Genomic DNA, 23,768 nt, shown 5'->3' with positions numbered 1-23,768 from the left:
GGAGTGTAGGGGACCTACAGGTCGCGTCTGCCTTCCAATGCTTTGGTCAGCGTCACTTCATCGGCGTACTCCAAATCTCCACCGACTGGCAAGCCGTGCGCGATACGCGTCACGCGAATACCAAAAGGTTTAATCAGCCGGGAAATGTACATCGCTGTTGCTTCCCCTTCGATATTCGGATTGGTCGCCAAAATGACTTCCTTCACCTGCTCGTCACCGAGGCGCTTCAACAGGTCAGGAATGCGAATATCCTCTGGACCGATCCCATCCATAGGAGAAATCGCCCCGTGCAAAACATGATAATACCCTTCAAACTCTCTTGTCTTCTCCATTGCTACCACGTCTCGCGGCTCTTGCACTACACAGATGATCGAGCCGTCGCGACGTTTGTCCCGACAAATATGACATGGATCGAGATCGGTAATATTGTTGCAGACCGAGCAGTAATGAAGCTGACGCTTGGCATTGACCAATGCTTTTGCCAGATCAAGCACGTCGTCCTCTTTCATATTGATTACAAAAAAGGCAAGCCGCCCAGCTGTTTTGGGACCGATGCCGGGCAATTTCATAAAACCATCAATGAGCTTTGAGACCGGTTCTGGATAAAACATCGCCTACTCCTCTTTTCCTGCCCAATTTTTAGAACAGGCCTGGGATGTTCATGCCTCCGGTATATTTACCCATTTCCTTGCCTACCATTTCATCTGCTTTGCGGAGTGCATCGTTCACAGCGGTGAGCACCAGGTCTTGCAGCATTTCTACATCTTCAGGGTCTACTACTTCTGGCTTGATTACGATGTCTTTGATTTGCTTATGTCCATCGACTTTCACCGTGATAGCACCGCCACCAGCAGAGCCTTCCACGATTTTCTCTTTCAAGCCTTCTTGCGCTTTTTGCATTTCTTCCTGCATTTTTTTCACTTGCTTCATCATTTGTTGCATTTGCTGCATGTTTTTCATTGAGGTATCCTCCCTAAATGGTTATGAGTGTATGATTTAGTCTTTGACTTCAACAAGACCTTCTCCGACGAGCTTGATGGCTTCCGCTAAAAACGGGTCCTCTTCGGGCTCATCAGAAGCGTCTTTTTGACCAACCTGCTGGTCTACACTTTGCCACTCTTCCTCCATGACAGACAAGAGCTGCAGGGGCTTGCCCAGCACCGTAGACATAACGCGCTCGATCACGCTCCGAAGCTCTGCCTCCATCGTCTTATCGCAATGGATGGCACTGTTGAAGGTTACGACAACAGCTTCATTGCCGGCAGCTACTGGTTGACCATTGACTAGCCAAGCCTGGTACTGAATCTTGATCTTTTTCAGTTCGGTCAAAATTTGACTCCACTGCCCGCGCACCTGTCTCGTCAAATTCTCATCCATGGCCTTCGCGACTTCCCTGACTCTATTCATCGGAGTTCGTGAACCACCAGAAGCCGCAACTATGCGCCTTGGCTCGTTCTTGCGTGTTTCTTCGGCCTTTTGCTGGCCGGGAATGCTCACCTGACCTTGCATCACTTGAACCAAACGCTCTTCCAAAACGCGGATACGATTGGACATCGCGGTCAGTTCCTCGCTGTTAACGGGTGAGGCTCCCATAGATTCCGTCGCATTCGCATTCGGTTGGCACATTTTGGCAAGGGTCAGTTCAACCAGCACCCTTGCATAAGTCGACCATTTTAATTGCGACAAAGCCTGATTGCAGGTCTCAATCGCTGCGTAAAGCACCGGAAATGAGTACAGCTTTGCAACCTCTGCAAACTGATCATCAATCATGGTCCGCTCGACAATCTCTTCTAGCTGCGGCGCTGTCTTCAATAACAGCATATCGCGGTAATAGTAAAGGAAATCGTGCAGAAACTGCTCCGGGTCCTTCCCTTGCACCATGACTGTATCAAATTGCTCCATGACCTGTGCAACATCGTTTTCGGCAATATGTCGCGCAAGCACAGAAAAGTAAGATTGGGCAACTGTGCCCGTAATCTGCATAATATCACTAGCACGAACCTCGTCCTTGCTATAGCTAATCGCTTGGTCCAACAAGCTAAGAGCATCACGGGCTCCACCTTCAGCCATCTTCGCTACGAGCTGCAGGGCCTGCTCCTCCACCTGCACCCCTTGTGATTGGCAAATCTTTTGCAAAAGATCGACCATCACTCTCAGTGGAATTCGGTGAAAATCAAAGCGCTGGCAACGAGAGATAATCGTCGCTGGCAGCTTGTGTGGCTCTGTCGTCGCCAAAATAAAAATGACGTGGGACGGCGGCTCTTCGAGGGTTTTTAACAAAGCGTTAAATGCCTCTGTCGTCAGCATATGCACCTCATCGATGATGTACACTTTATACCTGACGTCGCTCGGGGCAAATTTCACTTTGTCGCGAATGTCGCGGATCTCTTCAACACCACGGTTGGATGCCGCGTCGATTTCCAGCACATCCGTTACAGAACCGTTAGAGATGGCTCTACACGTATCGCATTGATTGCATGGTTCGCCATCTATTGGCTGCTCGCAGTTCACTGCTTTCGCCATAATTTTGGCTGCACTTGTTTTTCCCGTACCTCGGGGACCGTTGAATAAATAGGCATGGGACAGCCTATTTTCGCGTAAAGCATTACGCAAGGTTGTCGTAACATGCTCTTGTCCGACTACGTCTTGAAAAGTCTGCGGTCGGTATACGCGGTATAGCGCGGTATAAGCCATGTTCGTGTGACACTCCCCATCTGCACAGTCCTCTTCTATATCCTATTCAGTATACACGATTGCCACCGTTCGTACAAAGTGAACGGACATGTCTCACAGAAAAACGCCCCGTTCACAATTGTGGCGGGACGCATTCTACTCCTAATACGGCAGCATGATATGGAAGGTTGTCCCAAACCCTTTGGAGGAGACACGGATTTGACCGCCAATATCGTGAATGATTTTTTGGCAGACAGACAATCCGAGTCCTGTCCCTTCCTCTTTTGTCGTAAAAAACGGATCAAAAATCTTATCAATAATGTAAAGCGGGATGCCCGGACCTGAATCGTGAATATCGATACTCACTTTGTCGCCATCCTGATCGAAATGATGGGAAATCCGAAGCGACCCTTGCTCTCCCATTGCTTCTATTCCATTTTTGCAAATATTAATGAATACTTGCTTCAATAACTCGTTATCCCCTACGACCATCGGAAGCTTACCGCGAGAAGCAAACTGGACATCAATTCCGTACAGATTCGCCTGTGACTCGACGATCGGCAAAATTTCCTCAAAAACGGTATTTAAGTCGACCATGGAATATTGAATATTACGCGGCTTGCTCAATAATAGGAATTCACTGACTAAAGAATTGATGCGGTTGATTTCGGTGAGCATGATTTCGGTGTACGTTTTCTCCCTCTCCATGCCGCTGTCACCGAATGACTTGAGGAACATTTGCAGAAATCCTTTGATCGAGGTAAGTGGATTGCGTATCTCGTGTGCTGTCCCAGCAGCAATTTGCCCGATCATCGCCAAGCGTTCATTCCGCTCGAGCTTTTGGGCGAAGGATCGCAGGTTTGTTATGTCTTTGAAAAGAATAAATGCCCCTACTATTTTCCCTGACTCGTCTTGGAGTGTATTTGCGTCGACAATCAGCTCATAGCGTTGGTTGTCATTGGTCCAGGAAGTCGCGACATTTTGCAGCTTTACGCCTTCCAACAGTTCTTTTTTAATGAACCGATGCGGTTCGGGGATGCCGCTAAATACTTGATCGACGTGTTTATTGATGACGTCCAGTCTCTCCATACCCAACAGCTTGCACGCCGTCTGACTAGCTTCGATAATGATTGATTTCTCGTCGAGGATAAACAAGCCCATGCTTGTATCATAGGTCAGTTTGGTCAGCAATCGTTGCGACAAGAGCTGGTCGCTTTCTTTTACGAGTTGGGGAAAATGGATCATGTACAGAAGTTCTTCTGCTTGTTGTGCCATGATCATGACAGATGTGTTCCTGCATCTCCCCTGTTTATCACACCATTCCAGTTCGACCTCGCCTTTGGTTCCCACTTCTTCTTTTCGCAAATATTCCTCATACAAGTGCTCCATGGAACCTCGATGGGGAAGAAGAGAGCTGATAGGCGTATTGACAAGTTGATCGCGTGAATATCCGGTTACACGAAGCAGTTGTTCGTTGACCTCCACGATACTACCCGCTTGATTCACCAATAAAACGGCAGTAGGCAGTTGATGCATGAACCGCTGCAATCGACCGGACGAGCCCACGAGATGTAACGAAGAAAGTGCACTCATAGCTTGTCCCTCCTGGCCTATGACGTATTTTGAAAGGAAAGAAACGAAATCCTTTCCGCCTATTATGAAAATTCGTGAAAACGCTCATAAAACCTTCATTCTATCCACCTGAAAAGCATGGAAATGTTTCGCTAGTTATCGTCAAATTCCAACAAAAAATAATTGGATCGCAAAATAAAAATAGCATGCTTCCCTTCGGAAACATGCTATCTGTACATGCGTGATAAGTACCGTGCACCTATCTTCGATAATTCTTATCCGAGCGTTACTTATGGTAGCAGCTCAGAGCAGGCTACCCTGCGGCACACGCGATGATCCACTTATGGCTGCTTCCTTCCGGACCTGACCAGGTTCATGGGTTCGCGTTGCACAGGACCCGCTCCTCAACACCGCCGCCATAAGGCAGCCTCACATAAGAAAACCTAGGATAGGAATTCAACCCTGCTATTGCGGATTGCAGGTTACAGGGCACCGCAACCTCCCCGTCTAGCACGGTAGAATTAGAATACCAAAGTTAGTAGCCGATAGCAAGGAGTAAACCTATCCAGCGCTAGGAAATCTCTCTATCCTTACTAACTCTTCCCTTACAATCAGCCGATTGTGTAATCTGAATAGCTCCATCCTCAAAAGCCTTCTTAAAAATCGAAACAATGGAGGGGTCGAACTGTGTTTCTTGGCATTGCAGAATTTCCTCGTACGCCTCTATTGCGGACATGGCTTTGCGATAGGAACGTGTAGAAGTCATGGCATCAAACGTATCTGCAACGGCAAGAATACGCCCAATCAGCGGGATTTCTTCCCCTTTGAGCTGATCAGGGTACCCTTTTCCATCCCATCGCTCATGATGATGCCTTACCCCTGGACTTAAATGTGACAGGTTTTCTATTTGCTCTACAATTTCTCCACTGATGATGGAATGAGTTTTCATGCATTCATACTCGTCAGGCGATAGCTTTCCTGTTTTTAAAAGGACGTGATCAGGAATGGCTACTTTTCCGATATCATGCATTAGGCCAGCATAACGTAAATCATCTCGTGAAACTACAAGCTGTTCCTGCTGCTGTAAATAATCGTAAATGATAAGGGCATAGTGCGTAACTCGTTCTGTATGTCCTGCTGTATAAGGGTCCTTCATCTCTACCGCTAAATAAAAGCTGCGAACGATTTGATCCAGGCTCTGTTGCGAATACTCCCGCTCTCGGGTAATTAACGCATGCATCTGTTCTGCCATAGTGTTGAACTTATTCTCCAGTAGCGTTATTTCTTTCATACCATGTATCGGGACGCGTATGGAAAAATCACCTTTCAACAAGGAGTCAGTGGCGGATACCAAGCTATAGATCGGCTCACCAATCCATTTTGATAAACGATGAGCCACATAACAGGCAAATAAAACAACGATAAAAAGGGTGAAACAAAAGATGAGGTTCAATCGTTGTAATCGTTCATTAATCCCCTCTCTCGGCAACCACTCAAAATAAGCACCACCGCTTTTTTCAGACACTTGACGGTATACGTAAATGTCCTTGCCTTCGATAAGCAAGGAAAAGAGTCCTTTTTCATTGGATTGTTCCCACTGCCTGCGTACCATTTCATAATGAGGAAGCGTCGAAACATGATTTCCAATCATAGCTTTATCGGTGTGAATCATAATGGTTCGGGAGGGGGAAAGGACCATCATGCCATACTCTTTTGGAACGACATAGGTACGGATCCAGTCAGTCAGTTTATCCAGATTGATTTCCACCAATAAAAGTCCCGTAGCTTTTGGATTCGAACTCTCCAGGCGCTTCTCGAGAAAAAATGATCTTGGGTGCTTCTCTTGCTCCCTTTTGGTAAGAAAATCTACCCTGTTTTCTCCGGCTCCCCATTGCTCTCGTTCCATAAATTGATTATCCGCACTCCAACTCTTATCTTCGTGTAGAGAGAAAACTCTTCCATCCTCACCGAGAAAAACAATATTTCCTACTACATTTTGGTTGCGGGAGAAACGCTCGAATAGATTTTGGACTTGTTCCTCCGATGTCCATTCACGCCTGAAGCCATTCTTTTTCCCTTCGACAAAAGATGGTTCCTCTGTGATACGCATGGCCAGTCTATTCGCCAATTCATCGGTATCCTTTTGGATAGACTGAAAAAGGGACAAAAGCCGTTCATCGACGAGCCCTATATTCGCATCCATGTTCGTCTTGTATAGTTCAAACACTGCCACTTTGGCTTGATCATAAAAAAGGAAGCAAACAAGCATAGTCGGCCCTAGAATTAACAATAAAAACGTGGAAAATAATCGATCCCTCCACTTCAGGTACACAAGCCTCCCCCTTTTATCTAAGCTGTTCCCCAAAACTATTGCTACACCATTTATAGTGGGTACGATTATATAGTGTCACTTCACTATTTCCCGCTGGGATCAAACGTAAACCTTTGTTCGAACCAAAAATGGAATCTTCTTCATCCATAGACAAACGGACGCTGTCGTAATATCCTAGCTAAGAATTATTATCGTATGTGAGGAGATGCATCAGATGAGATACATCCTCCTGGTTTTTCTCGGAGCATGTAGTTACGGCATACTATCAACCATCGTAAAGCTTGCCTACAAGCAAGGCTATTCGCCCGCAGAGGTAATTGGTGGGCAAATGTTTTTGGGCTTTGTGCTGACCTGGATACCCGCTCTTTTCTTCCTGCGGACCAAGCCTCCCCTTCGCCAGTTGCTATTATTGGTCGCCGTAGGTCTGACAGTCGGTTCCACGGGAATTATGTACTACAATGCCCTGCAATATATCCCAGCCTCGATTGCCATCGTTCTTTTGTTTCAGTTCACATGGATGGGCGTACTGGTTGAAGCTGTGATGACTCGGCGAACGCCTGGAAAGGAGACGATTTTTTCCCTCCTATTGCTGCTGACAGGGACCCTTCTTGCAGGAGGAATTTTTGAGAGTGGCGGATTGGCCCAATTTCATATTCTCGGTGTTGTCTTCGGTCTTCTCTCAGCCGTTTCTTTTACGTTGTTTATTTTGTTCAGCGGGAAAATCGCCATTGCTATTAATCCGTGGATTCGAAGTTCCAGCATGGCTACTGGCTCTTTTCTGTTGGCCATCCTGATTTACCCACCCGTTTTTCTATTTAACGGAGCATTGCTGGACGGGTTGTTTCCATACGTATTTTTGCTCGCCTTCTTCGGTATTTTGATCCCGACGGTTTTTTTCAATTATGGAATGCCCCATATAGGAGCGGGGATGGGCGCTATATTAGGAGCAGCTGAGCTACCTATGGCTGTGCTCTCCTCCTATATCATTCTGAATGAATCTGTCTCTATGCTCCAAGTGAGCGGTGTCGTGATCATTTTACTCGGAATCATCTTGCCGGAATGGCTGCGCCAGCGAAACATTCGAAGAAACAAGGCTACCTCATAATCGTTGTCCAAAGCCCATCCATTGTGCCTCTACCGCACATACGGACGGGTTTTTTTATGATAAAAAGCAAAAAACCTCTGCTCCGCGCAGAGGGTTGTCGACTTCGTCATTATTACATTCGGATTACTCTTGTCGATCACGATCGATTATCAGAGGCTGTGGTGCAGCTGCGATGCTTTTTTGTTTTCTCCAAACAGTAAATCCATAATAAGCAGCAGCAATGAGAACCAGTGCACCTAAGGCAGAGAAAATCACGGTTCGATTATTCAATAAAGCCACATAGGAAGTAAGCATCTCCACCTTATTTCCCATGAAATGACCGAGCAAAAACAAGATCAGCGTCCATACAAAGCCGGTTGTATACGAAAACAGGGCGTACCGTGGAAACGTCATTTTCCCGATCCCGACCAAGTAAGGAACCACATGCCTGACGACAGGAAAGAAATAGCTGATACACAGGGCGTAGCTTCCGTAACGATCGAGAAGCGACTGCGCTTGATCTACGTACTTGTTCATTCCTTTTTTTCGACTAATCCAGTTCAGTGCAGGTGCACCTAGCCATCTCCCGAGCACATATCCCAATGACAGTCCAGACACAACACCCAAATAGGTCGCGATAAATGCAGGAATAACATGCAGAAGTCCCATCGAGGTCAGCACTCCTGCAGACAGTACGATCACCTCATCAGGAATCGGCATACCAACAATCCCTAGCCATAACATAAAGAAAAGAGCAAAATAGCCAAACTGACCCACAGACTCGGACAGCATATCGACAATCATTTAGAAATCCTCCTAGCCGACACCCTTGCCATCATCCTTCCGGCAAATGTAGACAAAGGCAGGTGGCAGATTCAATGGAACCATCTTCACTGATACTTGCTCAAATACAGAGGAAAGCTGCTTTTTCATTTGCAGCGAATATTGAAAGGCGACAAATACTCCGCCTGGTTTTAGCGCATGATATACCTGATCCATAATTTGATCACGCAGCTCTTGTGGGAAGTTGGCAAATGGCAGTCCCGACAAAATACAGTCGGCTTTACCCAATCCCGCTTCCGAAAGAACCCGATTCAAATCTACCGCATCTTCGTGGAATCGTACATCGGGAAATAGTGGTTCCAACCTTTTACGCATCTTGGTCTCCTTTTCAAAGGATACCAGTACGGCTTCCGGGTTTTTCTTTTGCTCGATCCACTTCGTAAAAATCCCCGTTCCTGCTCCTAATTCCACAATTGTATGTGCTTGCTCCCAGTCGATGGGCGCAACCATTTGTTTACAAAGCGAACGGGAGCTAGGTGTAATACTGCCTACCTGGCCAGGTGACCGCAAAAAATTATAGAAGAACATCATCCGATCCTTCATGCTGGATGGATGATGACAATCGATCATCATGTCTATATGCTCCCTTCTCAATTCTTGCCTATCCATTATCATATCCAAAAAACATTACGAATTATCTACCAAAAACGAAAGATTTTCTTACTACTATAACAGTAAACGAATGGAAATAAAAATTCCTCCGTCTATAGTCGGAGTAAATAATCACGCTCATGATGGTTTTTCGAGCTGTTTCCTTACGTTACAATGACAGTAGATCAAGTTTTACATCTAATCAAGGAGGACTTATTTATGGATTATAAAGGTGTAAAAGTCATAACGCACGCTAGCACATTTTTTGCACCGATCCTTGTACCCATTCTTGTCTGGCTGCTCGTACAAAATCGTGACGCCAAAAACATGGCGCTGCAAGCTTTGTTCTTCCACATCATTATGACGGTACTCCTCGCTATTTCCTGCTTCTTCACTTTCTTGTTGATTGGGATTCCGTTCCTGATTGTGTTTGGACTGATGGCGATCTACTACCCGATTAAAGGTATCATCTATTCCTTAAATGGACGCCCGTTTTCCTACCCATTCGTCGGTGGGATTGGCAGATAATCTATATACACAACAAAGACCAGCTATCCTTTAATAGGAAGCTGGTCTTTTTGTTAAGGAGCCTAATTCCAATCGAGATTAGGAGCCTACTGTGAAGCGTTCATTGCGATGCTTCGGATTTTCGATTTCATCGAGCAACGCCACTGCGTAGTCGGCATAGCTCACATAGCTCTGTCCGCTAGCGTTCACTAGCAAATGGTCTTTTCCGAGTTGGTACGCGCCTGTTTTCTCCCCTGCTGGATCAAAAAAGGCAGATGGACTGATATAAGTCCATTGAATGCCGTTTGACTCTTCCAATACACGCAAGTACTCTCCATGTTTTTGCGCAGTTGCCAAGTAAGCCTTAGGGAAATCAGGAGTTTCTACGAGACGTAGTGTTTTGGCTTCGTCTACAAACAGACTGCCTGCACCACCTACAACGAGCAAACGTGTAGTAGGAGCACCTTTCAACGCTTCAATCAAAGCCTTCCCCGACTCTACATGCAGATGTTCCTGACCTGCTGGTGCACCAAAAGCGTTCACGACTACGTCAAAGCCGTTCAAATCTGCTGCTGTCAGGTCAAACACATCTTTCTGAATGACAGCTACGTCGGCTTGCTCGATTTTGGATGCATCACGCACAATCGCTGTCACTTGATGACCACGATCCAACGCCTCTTTCATAATCACCTTACCTGCTTTACCGCTTGCTGCTACAATTGCAATCTTCATGATGATATTCCCTCCGTTTTGTATGTTGTAGATGTAACCGAATTAGTTACAACCCTCTCGAAAATAATAGGCGTTACTGCATTGCCCTGTTGTAATCATTTTAGTTACAACGAAACAAAATGTCAACCCTGTTTTTTCATCGCATAAAAAAAGCACCCGGGTTTCACACATACACCAGGTGCTAGCTGTTACTTCTTTTTCTTCGGACCATTCCAGGTAATGAACCCGCCTTGCAGATGGGCCATCTGAGGAATGCCGTGTTTCTTTAAAATTTTTGCTGCTTGCTTACTACGCATCCCGCTCCGGCAGTATAGCAATATATCGTTCTTGCTGGAAATTTCTTTTGCACGATGGTCGAGCTGAGACAAAGGGATGTTCACCGCTGATGGAATATGACCGGCTTTATATTCGTGCGGTTCACGTACGTCGATGAGCAGCACCCTGCTTTTTTGGTTGACCCGTTCCTTGAACTGATCTGACTTGAGATTTTCCAATCCTTTCACAGGAACGAAGCGAGAGATGACATACCAAATAATTACCGCATAAGCGATCAGCAAAAGAATCGTAGTGAAACTCATAGGAAGCTCCTCTCCAAAATCGGTTTAACGGCTCTTGACCAAAAGCTCTACGGCTTCTTTCACCAGCTTGCTCGTGTCTCCACCAGCAACCTGCTCTTCTAACAAACAGCGTTGCAGATTTTCCGCTACAATCTGGGCAATCGCCTTGTCTGAAGCGTTGCGAACAGCGGAGAGCTGCGCTACTACGTCTTTACAGTTTTTCTGCTCGTCCATCATTTTCAGCACACCGCCAACCTGTCCCTGGATTCGGCGTAAACGTCTTTTGATATCGTCACTGTAGTTGTAATCCATATGAATTCCTCCTGTTTCACGACAAGGCATACGTATCAATCTTGGAACTACCTTACATACAGGTATCTTATGCGAAATACAGGCAATGTCAAGCGAAGCGCCTACGCAAGCTGTTTTAAATAAACAGGTTTACTTTTGCCTGTGTCGCATCCCCCAAATAAGCAGCTACACCTGCATACTCCATTCCGTCGAGCAATTCCTCCTGTTTGAGACCGAGCAAGTCCATCGTCATCGTACAAGCGACCAGCTTCACTCCCTGCTCCTGAGCCAGCTCGATTAGTTGTGGAAGCGTCAGGGCATTGTGTTTTTTCATGACATGCTTGATCATTTCTGGTCCCATGCCCATCATGTTCATTTTAGACAGTCCGAGCTTCTTGGCGCCTCTTGGCATCATCCAACCGAATGCTTTTTCAAGCCATCCCTTTTCTACCTTCACGATCTCGTCCTTGCGCATGGTATTCAGTCCCCAGAAGGTGAAGAAAATCGTGACATCATGATCATAAGCCGCCGCTCCGTTCGCAATAATAAAGGCTGCAATCGCTTTATCCAAGTCACCACTGAACAACACAATCGTCGTTTTTTCTTTTTGTTTTTCCATGTAAGAACACCCCTTTGAAATACTTATACTTGTATAGGTATAAAAATAAGCGAAAGAAGCTTTTGCAACGAAAAGCATCTTTCCTTATAGAATGTCACTCCAAATCTTGATAGCTGTTCCACTAATCAGCACAATCAGGCCATAACGCAAATATTTCACATCGCTCTTGGCGCTGACCATACTGCCCACCGGCGCCCCCAAAACACTTCCGATGACCGTATACAATACGGGCAAGAGCGGAATTTGCCCACCCGACAGCTTCCCGATCACACCACCTATTGCGGAGATGAATACAATGGCCAAAGAGGAGGCAATCGTCACGCGCGTAGGTATTTTCAACACGGTCAGCATGATGGGAATGAGGATAAACGCTCCCCCTGCACCGACAATCCCGGATACGATGCCTACAGCAAACGCAGCACCAGCAGCAATGAAACGGTTATATGTGACTTCCCCTGCTGCCGCTTCTGTTCCCCTATTTTTCACGAGCATCAAAATCACGGCGATGATCGCCAGTATCCCGTATACCAAATTGATACTTTCATTCGACAAGTATTGGGAGAGAGCCGCACCAATCAGGCTTCCCGTCAAGATGCTTACCCCCATATCTCTGACGAGTCCTTTATGAATCAGGGGCGAGTTTTTCCCGTTTCTTTTGCGGAAAGCCAGTACGCCAGACAGCGACGCGAAAAATACTTGAAACATCGATATCACCGAAACTTCCTGGGCGGAAAACTGCGCCACACCTAGTGCCGGTGGTATAAACAGAAGCATCGGATAGCTGATGATCGCTCCGCCAATCCCGAGCAATCCGGAAAAAAAGGAGCCGACAAAACCGAGAGAGATCATGAGCAGAAGCAGTAAAACGTCCATATATCCTCCTCGCATTCCTACCTAACACATCGGAATGCTCAACCCTCTTTTCAAATGAACGATCTTCAAGTAAAATTAATCCCAAGTAAATAACTGTGAATAAGGTGATTTAAATGATCCGCTTTTTCAAATCCATTTTTCAGCACCGGTGCCCCACCTGCCAAGAACCTTTGCGCTCACACAAAAATGCCTTGTTCAGTGAAAAACAATGCCCTAATGGCCACTACAAAGAAGAAATCTATACGCACCTTGGCGTACGTATCGTTTATGAAAATCAGGAGTAAGCGAGCACTACACGAACCGTTAGCGGCTTCATCCAATAGTGCTCGCTTCTGTCTCCCTACAGCTTTTTCACTAAAAATTTGTACACACCGTTCTCAACCTCATGGGAAACCAGCTCATTCCCTGTTTGCTTGACCCATGCGGTGAAATCGTTCAGAGAGCCTTTATCCGTCGAGAGTACCTCCATGGTTTGACCGGATTGCATTCCGTCCATTGCTTTTTTGGCTTTGACGATTGGCATCGGGCAAGCCAGACCTTTTGTATCTACCACAATATCCGCCATGTTTTCATTCCTCCTGTTATATAAATGCGTGATCAAAAGACGATTTTTTGAACTACCTCTCCGTTATTTATCGTGAATGGCGCAGCGATTTGGCCCTACTTCCATCTCTTGTTGTTCCTCTTCGCTCGGTTTTAATTTCCCCATGTTCACTTGACGAATTTCTTGATACGCATTCGGCTGCGGCGGCAAATGATGCGTAACGATATGCCGGAATTCACTTTCATCCGCAATCGTTAGCCCTGGATTGTTGCGATACAGGTCACCCAAACGGGCAGATACGACACCCTTTGGACCAAGCTCCATGTATCTGCCAAAATGAGCAGGCAACACGACTAAATGCTCGGGAAGCTCTTTATATCGATTATACAAGGTGTTGTGCAGGTCTCCCACCCAATCTTCTGCTTTCCCAGCCAAATCCGGGCGTCCGATCGAAGCGACGAACAGACTGTCTCCCGTGAGAAAATACGTATCATCGACAATCAGTGACGTACTCCCGATGGTATGTCCGGGGGAATAGATCGGCAGGATCGCGATTTTGGTTGCACCCACCTGAATTTCCTGCCCTTCCTCTAGCTTACGATAGGAATACGTAACTTCTTCCGCATCTTTTTCTGGAAGCCAATACGATGCATCGAGCCGATCTGCCAGCTTCTTTCCACCGGAAATATGGTCCGCATGCAGATGGGTATCGATGGTATGTTTGATCGTCCATTGATGCTTTGCTGCAAATGCTTCGTACACATCCGTCATCCGTAATGTATCGACGACAGCCGTCTCCCCTCCTGATACGATCATGTAAGACAAGCAGCCTTTTCCAATGCGGACAAACTGATAAATCGCACCGCCATCACGGAGATCACCCACCTTCACTGGCTCCAGATGCTCACTCCACGCCTTCATTCCTCCTTGCAGGAAAGAAACATCGGTAAAGCCCGCTTCTGCTAGCATCTCTGCGACAAAAATGGACGAGCCCTCTTTAGCACAGACGACCAAAACCTTCTGTTTCACAGGGATTTTATCAAGAACAGCCTCCACCCCATCCAGCAAATCAAAGTAAGGGATGTTCATGCTCACTACTCGATGCCCTTCGATTTGCCAAGCCTCGTAATCGCTCGTATTGCGAACGTCGAGAATAAACAATTCCTCCTGCGCAAAGAGAATCTGCGTTAGCTCATGTGCTGTCATTGCCTTCACTCTTGTTTGTTGTTCCATCATCTATCTCTCCCCCTTACTGTTTTTCTGCCGGGCCATTCCAGCCAGACATACCCGGTAGCACATTGGTGATTTTGGTAAAACCTTTTTCGGCCAGCAACTGGCAAGCCATGTCGCTGCGTTTGCCGGATCGGCAGATGATATAGATGTCGTCATCGGGCTGTAACTCATCCAAGCGCTGCTCTAATACTCCCAGGGGTATTGAAATGGCTATAGAAATGCGGTGAAAAGCGTATTCTGCCGGTTCCCGCACATCAATGAGCGTCAGCTTCTCGTTGGCTTCCAGCTTTTTTTGTAGTTCTTCATTAGAAATGGTCCGCAGGAAGCTCGTCTCCTCCTTCACCTCATGGGTACTCGCTTTTCGCAGGAAATGCTTCCAGACTTCCCCCTCCTGAATCGTGCCCAAAAATTCATGGCCCGTATTGTTTGCCCAGCTCTTCAGGTCAGCCACTGACCCTTTATCCGTCGCCTGTACCTCCATCACTTGACCCGGTAACATCTCTTCCATCGCTTTTTTTGTGCGTACGACAGGCATTGGACATGCCAAGCCTTTGCAATCTAACGTTTTATCAGCAGAAAAATTCGATTGTACGGACATGTTGTCTACCTCCTACGTTTTGAATGAAAATGTGATCGATCAATTTTATACATATACCCCTATGGGTATTATAATAGGTGCCCAGTATTTCTTTGTCAATAGGCGAGACGTGACCGACCCACTCTTTCATACGTATTTTCTTAGAGATGAACTTGTACCAACATGGAGGCGCCCAATGAAACTAGCTGATCGGATGAAGGAGAAGAACACGAAGACAACGGAGCTATCTATTTGGGGACCGTACTTACGGGAAGAATGGGAGAAGCATTTTGCGGGCCATCTGACCGAAGAAAATAAAGAGAGGATTTTTCTCAAAAATAAAGACGGCTACCAGGGGTATCTGTGGCATTTATTCAGCAATAAGCTGAGGGATTGTCTTGAACGCGAGGAAGCGGATGAAGCCTTTCAGCGAGTTGCCCATGAGTCGTACTATGTGTTTTACCAGCTTTCCAACGAAGTGTTGATCTTGGAAAATGCTGCGGCGTTTTCTGTCGCGGACTTGGAAAAGGAATACGATGTGTACGTCGTGGATAAGGATTTTACGTGGACGTATGTGAAGACCCATGAAACCAAGTGGTGTGGGCCTTATTTTTGTAGGAAGTAGGATGGGGAAAACAAAAAGAGGAAGCATACAGATACCTATAGGGGTATACCGCTATGCTTCCTTTTTTGATTGATGGGTTGATTATCGTTGCTGGAGATACTGCAAACTGTTTTCCATGATTTCTTTGAAAGGGGGAGCAACAATTTCTTTCCCCCATAATCCTAACCAGAGGTCTGTATTCGGGTTATCGACAGCTATGTAAACCAATAGCTTTGGATCATCGCTTGGTGCAAATCCGATAAACGAATACGTATATTTTCCTTCGATGAAGTTTCCTTGCTGGTCGCGTTTCCCCACTATTCCTGTGCGCCCAGCGACTGTATGTTCTTTTATGGAAAAGGCTGTATCTAAGCCAGGCTTGTTTTTTACTACCACTTCTAAAACTTCTCGAACCTGTTTGGCTGTTTCTTCTGATATGACTCGACGCCCTTTGTCAATGTGATTCCTTTCCTCCCTCGTGACATGGGGTTTCATCAATTCACCCCCGTTGGCGATGGCCCCGACAGCAGCTACTTGTTGAATTGCAGAGGCAGAGCCCCCAAGTCCATAAGCTGCCATTGCCTTATCATAGGGAGTATCCATGTTTGGTATCTTTCCAGGCTGTTCATTTATTTGTTCGGTTCCCGTTTTCGCTCCAAAACCGAACCGTTCAAAATATTGCTGCAACGAGTCCTCTGGTATCTGTTCACTGAGCTTGGCAAAAGCGATTTGCGAAGAACGTTGGATACCTTCTAAATACGTAATCTGTCCCCAGCCATAACCAACATTATGGTCTTTTATAAACTTGCCGGGGGTAATCTCGTAGGTTCCGGACTTATAAGTTTCGTTGTCATCATACTTCCCCTCTTCAATAGCAGCCGCCAACGTCACGATCGGAAATGCGGCCACAGGATCTGGTATCGCCCTGACTATGTGTGGAACCTGGTCAGTTGGTCTTTTCAGATTCCCCATCCCAAGAATTTCCCCAGTATTTGGATCGGTAACGATTACTGTCATATTCTCGGGCTGATAGGCTTTACCGGTCTTATGTATCGCTTCTTCTATATACTCCTGAATTTGTGAATCGAGGGTCAGAACCATATCTGTTTGGGATGTCGTTCCCGCGGCTTGTGCCTTTTGATCCTCCTCTATATTCATCTGTTGTGCACTTGGCACGGATGGGGTTACCTCCGAAGGCATCCACTGATAAGCGATAAACAATAAAGCAAATGAAGCAACTACGCCCCCGATGAACTTGGCATACTTTTTTCGCCTTTTCATTTGTACGAGCAGCTCCCTTTCTCGACGGATATGACTCGCGATTTCACATCGTTTGTCCTCGTCCATCTGAAGCGACGGAAATGCTTGCAGCACTGTGTTTATCTCTTTTTCTTCAAAAGATGGCGTCATGTAGATTGACCTCCCTGCCGCTATTGCCCATTTGTTTTTGCAATTCCTTGATAGCTCGATGGAGCGTCGTGCTGACTTTTGCTTCACTCCAGCCCAAGATTTCTGCCGTCTCTGCTGTAGATACTCCCTCTATCAATCGCAGGATTAGAACCTCTCGATACGTGCTTTTCAAGTGATTCATCGCTTCATAAACTTCCTGCAATTGTTCCTTTAACACCAATGCCTTCTCAGGTGTACGCTCTTTGGAAGTGAGGAGTCGGAGGACGTTTTCGGGAAACCAGTCCATCATTTTTTGCTTACGCCTATAATCGATCGCTGCATGGCGCGCGATGGTCAGAAGCCATGTCTTGGGCTGTGCCCTTCCTTCGTAACTTGATAAGGCTCTTAGCGCCTTCGTAAAAACTTCCTGGACTAAATCCTCTACATCTCTACGTCCGGTAAAATACGCGAGGTAATTGTAAATATCATGGCCGTATTGCTGGAACCATCGCTCTATTCGGTCATCGGAATCCATTCGTACGCTCCTTTATGAAGTTTGTATCTTATTAGACGCAAAATTAAAATTTGCTTACAGTTTTTGTGATATAAAAAAATGAAGCATATCTCTGCCGCACTGGCAAAAATATGCTTCATTCTCTTTGATCCGAAAAATCTAAGCGGAGAGAGTGGGATTCGAACCCACGCACGCCTCACGACGCCTAACGCATTTCGAGTGCGTCCCCTTATGACCACTTGGGTATCTCTCCATATTTAGTTTGTCAGAAACATTATCTACTATAGCAAAATATAGTCAAAAATGCAAGACTCATTCCTCTGCATTCCCCTTGATTTGCGCGGCTCATTAGGCCAAACTAATAACAGCACACACGATTGGTATCCGATCAGAAGAAAAGCGAGGAACATATATGAAACGTGAACGTTTGGACAAGGTGCTGGCCAATATGGCAATCGGCACACGCAAGGAAGTGAAAGCATTAGTGAAACAGCGACTGATCGTCGTGGACGGCGTTGTCGCAACAGACCCTGGGATGCATGTCATTGCCGAGGAACAGGAAATTCTTGTGGATGGAGAACCACTTAACTTTAAGCGCTGGGTATACGTTTTGCTGAACAAGCCGCCTGGAGTGGTTTCTGCTACAGAGGACAATGTTCATGAAACCGTAGTGGACTTGCTCCCGTACGAGTGGGCTATCAAGGTGCATCCGGTAGGCCGACTGGATATTGATACAGAGGGTCTCTTGCTCTTGACCAATGATGGTCAGCTCTCCCATAGCCTCTTGTCCCCGAAAAAGAAAGTGGACAAGGAGTATTTTGCACACATCGATGGCCGGGTCACTGAGCACCACGTACAGGAGTTCGCCAAAGGCGTGGAATTAGAGGACTTTACTACACTGCCAGCCAAGCTGGAGATTCTCTCTTCGGGAGAAACATCAGAGATTCGTGTCACTATCATGGAAGGAAAGTTCCATCAGGTAAAGCGGATGTTTGCTGCTTTCGACCTGCAGGTCACCTATCTGCAACGGATTCGTATGGGCCCGCTTCACCTTGACCCGTCCCTTGCCCCTGGTGAGTATCGCGAACTGACTGAAGAAGAGCTGCACATGCTGCAAAACGTAAACAAATAAAAACCGCCTGCATGCAGACGGTTTGTCCAGACAGCCCGGTCATTCCTGTACCGGCTGTCTTTTTTTTCGCAATCCACGAAAGAAGTCCTTGAGCATCTGCCCGCATTCCTCTGTAAGCACACCCTCTATGACTGGCACCTGATGATTGAAGCGCGGTTCCGCGAGCAGGTTCATTAATGTCCCAGCACAGCCCGCCTTCGGATCGCGAGCGCCATACACGACCTGTTCGATGCGGCTTTGAACGATTGCACCCGCACACATTGGACACGGCTCCAACGTCACGTACAGCGTACATCCGATCAAGCGCCATCCACCCAAGCGTTCACTTGCCTCCCGTATCGCGATCAATTCCGCGTGCAAGGTAGGGTCTTTTTGTGTTTCACGCAAGTTGTAGCCGCGACCTACGATTTCCCCGTCGCGCACGATGACCGCACCGATCGGAACCTCGCCAATCGCAGCGGCTTTCCGGGCCTCTTCCATGGCTTGTTTCATATAATAATCATGTTCATTTGTTTGTATCACGTTTCCCTAAAGCTCCTTCAAAAACAGTCTTTCGTCCCGAACAAACGGACCATTTTACCCAAAAAAGTTGATTCAAGAAGTTTTTGTCCCTACCCGTTCACATACTATCTGAGAGATTACATACATTAATGATGTAAGGAAGAAGTATGCAAATCTCTGTTAGCCTCTTTCTGGAGGGATGTGAGTGGGCTTAACCTCTGCAAATACGTTATTTGATCGCTTTCACAGTCCGACTAGAGGTCTACTGGCAAAAGAAGAAGTGTTTTCCCACATCGAACATACCATCTCATCAATAGATGGTCCATTTGAAATTATTGTGGGGGCCGACTCTCAATTAAAAAGCCGCGGGACTTTTTTTGCCCTTGTTATCACAGTGATTCGTCCCGGCCATGGGGGTACCTTCTTCTATCACAAATTTCAGGAACGCCGGTATTCATCCTTGCAACAGCGTATATTTCAGGAAGCGATGTACGCAGTCGGACTTGCCACAGAAGTACGCCAATATTTGCGGGACCACCACTTAGATACTCCCATCCGCCTGCATTTTGATATCGGTACGAATGGCCCTACCCGTAAGTTTATCCAGTCTTTGTTGAGCTTAGCAGAAACCAATCACTTTCGTGCCGAAATCAAACCGAACTCCTTCTGTGCATCTACGATTGCCGACAAGTACACCAAGTAACAAAACAGGCGGATTGCTATGAGGCGTCCGCTTGGCTTTGTTTTGCTCTTATCCTGATGGTTCAAACAATTCGGGACAGGCTCTTGCATCTCCTGCCCACCGTGTTTCTTCACGTAAACAGGGTGATTGACAATGTACGAGACGTGAGCTATTATAAGCTTTAATTGAAGCGTTTTCACAAGGCGTGTTACTGGTAATGCAGGCATGAGCCGAGAAGATCTTTTTCTTGTTAAAAAGGTTTTTTCGGCTCTTTTTTCTGATTAACGTCATGGTTCATCGGCGTTTTTCATTAAATTGGATGTGACCGCTTGCGGTAAGCAAATACGGTCATGGACCGTTTTTGTCTATCAAAAGGTGGTGGAATGGATTGTCCCGTGAAAAGGAAAAAACGTACGCAATTACGCGTGTGTTGAACCATAACGTCGTACTCGTGGAAGAACCCGGATCCGGCCAAGAAATTGTCCTGTTCGGAAAAGGAATCGGATTTGGCGCAAAACCCGGGATTACCATCCCCGCCCAAGACTTGCGTGTGGAAAAGCGCTTCAGGCTCGAAAATGAAAATCATCAGAAGCAGTATCAGAACATCTTGAGCCAAGTAGATCCTGCTGTAGTAGGAATTGCGGAAGAAATCATCGCTCTCATTGCGATAGAGATTACGCCAGAATTAAACGAACACGTCCACGTTGCCTTGCCTGACCATATCCAGTTTGCGATCTATCGGCTCAATAACGGCATGGAGATCGTGAATCCGTTCTTGTTCGAAATCCAGACGCTGTACACGAAGGAGTACGCGCTGGCGAATCGGGCAGCGGATATGATCAAAAACGCATTCGACCTGGACATTCCAGATAGTGAAATCGGATTTCTGGCCTTGCACATTCACTCCGCGATCAGCTACGTCCCAGTAAAAAAGGCTGTCCAATTCACCAACATCATCACGGATTTGGTAAGCCTGATTGAAGAGCGAACAGCCATTACGATTGAACGCAGTACCATTGATTACGTTCGCCTCATTACCCATCTGCGCTTTGCCGTTGAGCGCATCCGTCAACAAAAATTCATCAAGAACCCGCTTCTGGACCGAGTCAAAACCACTATGCCAGAAGCCTATCAATTGGCAACAGAGCTGGCTCAATACATCTCCACCCGTCTCGAGATTGCTGTACCAGAAGACGAGGTTGGTTACATGGCTCTGCACCTTTATCGCTTATTACAACAAAATTAAATCATAATCCTGCGTGTTACTAGCTCGACTAGGCATGAGCGGTGAGATCATACGGACATAGTAAGTATGTCGTCGTATGAATTCAACCGTCTCATGCCTTTTTTGGTTCAGACGCAAAAGGAGGATACTATGCTACGCAGTCTTTTTTCCCGGAAAAAACAACAACAAGAGGTAACCTTTCTTGCACCATTAACAGGTACCGTACTCCCTCTGTCCGAAGTTCCTGATCCTGTATTTGCAGGTAAAGTCGTCGGTGATGGTGTAGCGATTTTGCCAAGTGCAGACACGCTCGTCTCCCCTGTCGATGGAAAGGTAACGCATCTTTTCCCTACTCACCATGCTATCGGGCTGTCGACTGAAAGTGGTCTTGAGATATTGATGCATATCGGAATTGATACTGTGAAATTAAACGGGAAAGGCTTTACCCCGTTTGTCTCGGTTGGCGATCAAGTGAAAGCTGGCGACAAGCTCATCCAATTCGACAAGAGTGTACTGGAAGATGCGGGTTGTCCGATCGTAACACCGATCGTTATTACAAACGGTGATCGGGTTGCTGAACAAAATGTGGTGGCGAAAGCAACTGTGCAAGCAGGCCAAGAGCCACTTATGACTGTCGTCTTAAAATAAAGCGAAGCGCATGGTTGAGGGAGGTACAACATGGTTCAATTTGAAGTAACCGTCAATGTAGAGGGTGGGCTCCACGCGAGACCAGCAGCTCTACTCGTGAATTGTTCATCGCAATCTCAGTCAAAGATTACGCTGAGCAAAGGGACAAAACACGCAGATGGCAAAAGCATTCTCGGCATCATGACGTTGGGTGTCTCCCAAGGCGACACCCTGACCGTTCAGATCGACGGAGCGGATGAACAAAACGTAGCCACTGCGATTCAGCAGCTATTGGAACAATCCTCGTAAACCATACCGTGTACGGACAGGAAGGTGAAGGATGTATGTTAAAAGGAATCCCGGTATCCGCTGGCATTTCGATTGCCCCTGTTTTACGCCTCACACACGAGACAGCCATCACGCAGGCAGAGTCCACCACTCCAGTGGATACGACTCAGGAGTTAGGACTACTTAACAAGAGCGTAGAGCAAGCACGCGAACAACTGGAAAAGCTAAGAGAACAGACAGAGGAACAATTAGGCTCGGAAAAGGCGGCCATCCTCTCTGCTCATATTGCCTTTTTGGATGACCCGGCATTTGTCGGGGAGATGAGTGCGCTCATCGAAAATCAACAACTGGTGGCATCTGCCGCCGTCTCGCAAGTAGCCGATCAGTTCATCGCTCTCTTTGAGAGTATGGACGATGCCTACATGAAGGAGCGCGCGGATGATATTCGTGATGTGAGCCGTCGTCTGATTCGAAATATTTCGGGCGGTGACACCTTCATCTCCTACCCGGAAGAGCCTTTTATTCTGGTTGCTTGGGACGTCACCCCATCCGAAACGCTTCAACTTCCGCTCCAGCATGTCCGAGGAATTGTCACGGCAAAAGGCGGCGCTACCTCTCATGCAGCCATATTGGCACGCTCTCTCGGAATTCCCGCTGTCATGGGTGCAGGCGATACCTTAATGGAAAAAGTAGACTCCGGAAGTTTGCTGATCATCGACGGAACCTCTGGACAGCTGATTGTTTCGCCTGATGCGGATACACTCGCTGCCTATCAGGAAAAAGCCGCGCAGGAAGAAAAGGAACGCCAATTGTACGAAGCCATTAAAGAACTGCCTGCCGAAACAACCGATGGCCACCGCGTTCACCTGATGGCAAACATGGCTGTGCCAGAAGAATCTGATGCACTGATTGCATCTGGTGTAGAAGGAATCGGGTTGTTCCGCTCCGAGTTTTTGTTCATGGATCGCAGCACCCTTCCCGATGAGGGCGAACAATTTGCTGCATACAAGCACGTAGCCGCTGCTTTTGGCGACAAGCCGGTCATCATTCGCACCTTGGATGTTGGCGGCGATAAGCATTTGCCGGCACTCGCGCTTCCACAGGAGGAAAACCCGTTCCTTGGTTTCCGCGCCATGCGGATTTCATTAGCCAGACCGGAATTGTTCCTGGTGCAATTACGCGCTCTCTTGCGTGCTAGCGCATTTGGTCGCCTGCTGATCATGTTCCCGATGATTTCCCATCTGGAGCAGCTGCGTGAAGCCAAACGACTGCTGGAGCAAGCGAAAGCAGAGCTTCGAGCAGAAGGGATCGCTTTTGACGAGAACATCGCAGTAGGCATGATGATGGAAATTCCGGGTGCCTGCCTGCAAGCAGATGCGTTTGCGAAAGAGGTAGACTTTTTCAGCATCGGCACGAATGATCTCGTTCAATATACCTTGGCTGTAGACCGGATGAATGCCAATATCGCCGATCTGTACAGCTACTACCATCCGGCCGTATTACGATTGATTTCCCAAGTCATCGAGGCTTCCCATAGGGCGGGCATTTGGACTGGGCTGTGTGGGGAAATGGCGGGAGATCCGTTAGCGACCAAGCTCTTGCTCGGATTGGGACTCGATGAGTTCAGCGGTGCCGCTTCCGTCATGCCAAAAGTCAAAGAACGTATCCGTTCCACCAGCGTAGAGGAAGCCAAACAACTGGCTGAGCACGTTCTTACACTCTCTACTGTAGACGAGGTCGTTCAATATCTGAAAGACAAAGCCTTATAAAAGGTTTTG

At 47.0% G+C, this 23,768-nt stretch carries 27 protein-coding genes, 1 tRNA gene and 1 other RNA gene; 9 read left to right on the top strand and 20 right to left on the bottom strand.

The genetic code is table 11. The annotated features are described in order from the left end of the window. Window positions 1–14: 14 nt before the first annotated feature. The 6 genes from recR to PMI05_RS08240 form a co-directional block, all read right to left on the bottom strand. The gene (gene recR / locus PMI05_RS08260) at window positions 15–611 is read right to left on the bottom strand and encodes a recombination mediator RecR (protein WP_007719874.1); all 597 of its coding nucleotides are present in this window, start codon (window positions 609–611) and stop codon (window positions 15–17) included. A gap of 28 nt (window positions 612–639) precedes the next feature. Next, on the bottom strand, window positions 640–951 hold the full coding sequence (locus tag PMI05_RS08255; protein ID WP_039960469.1) for a YbaB/EbfC family nucleoid-associated protein: 312 nt from the start codon (window positions 949–951) through the stop codon (window positions 640–642). Between the two features lie 45 nt (window positions 952–996). Continuing rightward, window positions 997–2,694 (bottom strand): DNA polymerase III subunit gamma/tau, encoded by a 1,698-nt coding sequence (gene dnaX / locus PMI05_RS08250; RefSeq protein ID WP_007719872.1) that lies wholly within the window; start codon window positions 2,692–2,694, stop codon window positions 997–999. A 141-nt stretch (window positions 2,695–2,835) separates the two neighbouring features. Further along, window positions 2,836–4,266, bottom strand: a complete 1,431-nt coding sequence (locus PMI05_RS08245) for an ATP-binding protein (protein ID WP_007719871.1) — start codon at window positions 4,264–4,266, stop codon at window positions 2,836–2,838. A gap of 230 nt (window positions 4,267–4,496) precedes the next feature. Next, window positions 4,497–4,761, bottom strand: an RNA gene (gene ffs / locus PMI05_RS29870) — signal recognition particle sRNA large type. Between the two features lie 55 nt (window positions 4,762–4,816). Continuing rightward, complete coding sequence (locus PMI05_RS08240; protein WP_007719870.1) at window positions 4,817–6,577, bottom strand: HD domain-containing phosphohydrolase; 1,761 nt, start codon at window positions 6,575–6,577, stop codon at window positions 4,817–4,819. 214 nt (window positions 6,578–6,791) lie between these two features. On the opposite strand from PMI05_RS08240, the gene PMI05_RS08235 reads away from it, so the two are divergent. Beyond that, window positions 6,792–7,682: a DMT family transporter gene (locus tag PMI05_RS08235; RefSeq protein ID WP_007719869.1), complete on the top strand. Its 891-nt coding sequence runs from the start codon at window positions 6,792–6,794 to the stop codon at window positions 7,680–7,682. A 123-nt stretch (window positions 7,683–7,805) separates the two neighbouring features. Here PMI05_RS08235 and PMI05_RS08230 read toward each other — a convergent pair whose 3' ends face one another. Further along, on the bottom strand, window positions 7,806–8,465 hold the full coding sequence (locus PMI05_RS08230) for a DedA family protein (protein WP_007719867.1): 660 nt from the start codon (window positions 8,463–8,465) through the stop codon (window positions 7,806–7,808). A gap of 12 nt (window positions 8,466–8,477) precedes the next feature. Continuing rightward, window positions 8,478–9,077 (bottom strand): class I SAM-dependent methyltransferase, encoded by a 600-nt coding sequence (locus PMI05_RS08225; RefSeq protein WP_007719866.1) that lies wholly within the window; start codon window positions 9,075–9,077, stop codon window positions 8,478–8,480. A 237-nt stretch (window positions 9,078–9,314) separates the two neighbouring features. On the opposite strand from PMI05_RS08225, the gene PMI05_RS08220 reads away from it, so the two are divergent. After that, window positions 9,315–9,623 carry a DUF4870 domain-containing protein gene (locus PMI05_RS08220; RefSeq protein ID WP_007719864.1) on the top strand — a complete coding sequence of 103 codons (309 nt, stop codon included), beginning with the start codon at window positions 9,315–9,317 and terminating at the stop codon, window positions 9,621–9,623. Between the two features lie 78 nt (window positions 9,624–9,701). On the opposite strand, the gene PMI05_RS08215 is transcribed toward PMI05_RS08220, so the two are convergent. From PMI05_RS08215 to PMI05_RS08180, 8 genes are all read right to left on the bottom strand, one after another. Continuing rightward, a complete protein-coding gene (locus PMI05_RS08215) occupies window positions 9,702–10,334 on the bottom strand; it encodes an NAD(P)-dependent oxidoreductase (protein WP_007719863.1) in 633 nt (210 codons plus the stop codon). 188 nt (window positions 10,335–10,522) lie between these two features. Continuing rightward, the gene (locus PMI05_RS08210) at window positions 10,523–10,912 is read right to left on the bottom strand and encodes a rhodanese-like domain-containing protein (RefSeq protein ID WP_007719861.1); all 390 of its coding nucleotides are present in this window, start codon (window positions 10,910–10,912) and stop codon (window positions 10,523–10,525) included. A 24-nt stretch (window positions 10,913–10,936) separates the two neighbouring features. After that, complete coding sequence (locus PMI05_RS08205) at window positions 10,937–11,203, bottom strand: metal-sensitive transcriptional regulator (RefSeq protein WP_007719859.1); 267 nt, start codon at window positions 11,201–11,203, stop codon at window positions 10,937–10,939. A 115-nt stretch (window positions 11,204–11,318) separates the two neighbouring features. Continuing rightward, entirely contained in the window at window positions 11,319–11,801 is a 483-nt protein-coding gene (locus PMI05_RS08200; protein WP_007719857.1) for a DsrE/DsrF/DrsH-like family protein, read from the bottom strand. A gap of 84 nt (window positions 11,802–11,885) precedes the next feature. Continuing rightward, entirely contained in the window at window positions 11,886–12,674 is a 789-nt protein-coding gene (locus PMI05_RS08195; protein WP_007719855.1) for a sulfite exporter TauE/SafE family protein, read from the bottom strand. A 340-nt stretch (window positions 12,675–13,014) separates the two neighbouring features. Next, window positions 13,015–13,239, bottom strand: coding sequence for a sulfurtransferase TusA family protein (locus PMI05_RS08190; RefSeq protein WP_007719853.1), 225 nt, complete (start codon window positions 13,237–13,239; stop codon window positions 13,015–13,017). Between the two features lie 63 nt (window positions 13,240–13,302). Continuing rightward, window positions 13,303–14,454, bottom strand: coding sequence for an MBL fold metallo-hydrolase (locus PMI05_RS08185; RefSeq protein WP_007719851.1), 1,152 nt, complete (start codon window positions 14,452–14,454; stop codon window positions 13,303–13,305). 13 nt (window positions 14,455–14,467) lie between these two features. Beyond that, complete coding sequence (locus PMI05_RS08180) at window positions 14,468–15,049, bottom strand: sulfurtransferase TusA family protein (RefSeq protein ID WP_007719849.1); 582 nt, start codon at window positions 15,047–15,049, stop codon at window positions 14,468–14,470. 175 nt (window positions 15,050–15,224) lie between these two features. Here PMI05_RS08180 and PMI05_RS08175 point away from each other — a divergent pair, with 175 nt between their 5' ends. Further along, on the top strand, window positions 15,225–15,653 hold the full coding sequence (locus tag PMI05_RS08175; protein WP_007719847.1) for a DUF4275 family protein: 429 nt from the start codon (window positions 15,225–15,227) through the stop codon (window positions 15,651–15,653). A gap of 81 nt (window positions 15,654–15,734) precedes the next feature. On the opposite strand, the gene PMI05_RS08170 is transcribed toward PMI05_RS08175, so the two are convergent. The 3 genes from PMI05_RS08170 to PMI05_RS08160 form a co-directional block, all read right to left on the bottom strand. Then, the gene (locus PMI05_RS08170; protein ID WP_007719846.1) at window positions 15,735–17,042 is read right to left on the bottom strand and encodes a penicillin-binding transpeptidase domain-containing protein; all 1,308 of its coding nucleotides are present in this window, start codon (window positions 17,040–17,042) and stop codon (window positions 15,735–15,737) included. Beyond that, window positions 17,026–17,556: an RNA polymerase sigma factor gene (locus tag PMI05_RS08165; RefSeq protein ID WP_007719830.1), complete on the bottom strand. Its 531-nt coding sequence runs from the start codon at window positions 17,554–17,556 to the stop codon at window positions 17,026–17,028. The genes PMI05_RS08170 and PMI05_RS08165 overlap by 17 nt, the downstream gene beginning before the upstream one ends. Before the next feature lie 143 nt (window positions 17,557–17,699). After that, a tRNA-Ser gene (locus tag PMI05_RS08160) sits at window positions 17,700–17,788 on the bottom strand. Between the two features lie 159 nt (window positions 17,789–17,947). Between PMI05_RS08160 and PMI05_RS08155 the strand changes: the two genes are divergently transcribed. Continuing rightward, complete coding sequence (locus PMI05_RS08155) at window positions 17,948–18,667, top strand: pseudouridine synthase (protein ID WP_007719828.1); 720 nt, start codon at window positions 17,948–17,950, stop codon at window positions 18,665–18,667. 39 nt (window positions 18,668–18,706) lie between these two features. On the opposite strand, the gene tadA is transcribed toward PMI05_RS08155, so the two are convergent. Continuing rightward, the gene (tadA, locus tag PMI05_RS08150) at window positions 18,707–19,189 is read right to left on the bottom strand and encodes a tRNA adenosine(34) deaminase TadA (RefSeq protein ID WP_007719826.1); all 483 of its coding nucleotides are present in this window, start codon (window positions 19,187–19,189) and stop codon (window positions 18,707–18,709) included. 184 nt (window positions 19,190–19,373) lie between these two features. Between tadA and PMI05_RS08145 the strand changes: the two genes are divergently transcribed. From PMI05_RS08145 to ptsP, 5 genes are all read left to right on the top strand, one after another. Then, complete coding sequence (locus tag PMI05_RS08145; protein WP_007719824.1) at window positions 19,374–19,871, top strand: ribonuclease H-like YkuK family protein; 498 nt, start codon at window positions 19,374–19,376, stop codon at window positions 19,869–19,871. A gap of 367 nt (window positions 19,872–20,238) precedes the next feature. Further along, the gene (gene glcT, locus PMI05_RS08140; protein WP_007719820.1) at window positions 20,239–21,096 is read left to right on the top strand and encodes a glucose PTS transporter transcription antiterminator GlcT; all 858 of its coding nucleotides are present in this window, start codon (window positions 20,239–20,241) and stop codon (window positions 21,094–21,096) included. A gap of 129 nt (window positions 21,097–21,225) precedes the next feature. Further along, window positions 21,226–21,723 (top strand): PTS glucose transporter subunit IIA, encoded by a 498-nt coding sequence (locus tag PMI05_RS08135; RefSeq protein ID WP_007719817.1) that lies wholly within the window; start codon window positions 21,226–21,228, stop codon window positions 21,721–21,723. Window positions 21,724–21,753: 30 nt separating this feature from the next. After that, the gene (locus PMI05_RS08130; protein WP_007719815.1) at window positions 21,754–22,011 is read left to right on the top strand and encodes an HPr family phosphocarrier protein; all 258 of its coding nucleotides are present in this window, start codon (window positions 21,754–21,756) and stop codon (window positions 22,009–22,011) included. A gap of 35 nt (window positions 22,012–22,046) precedes the next feature. Next, window positions 22,047–23,759 (top strand): phosphoenolpyruvate--protein phosphotransferase, encoded by a 1,713-nt coding sequence (ptsP, locus tag PMI05_RS08125; RefSeq protein ID WP_007719813.1) that lies wholly within the window; start codon window positions 22,047–22,049, stop codon window positions 23,757–23,759. Window positions 23,760–23,768: the final 9 nt, after the last annotated feature.

It is taken from the genome of Brevibacillus sp. BC25, assembly GCF_000282075.1.
Lineage (GTDB): Bacteria > Bacillota > Bacilli > Brevibacillales > Brevibacillaceae > Brevibacillus.
This window is presented reverse-complemented; position numbering and strand designations above follow the sequence as displayed.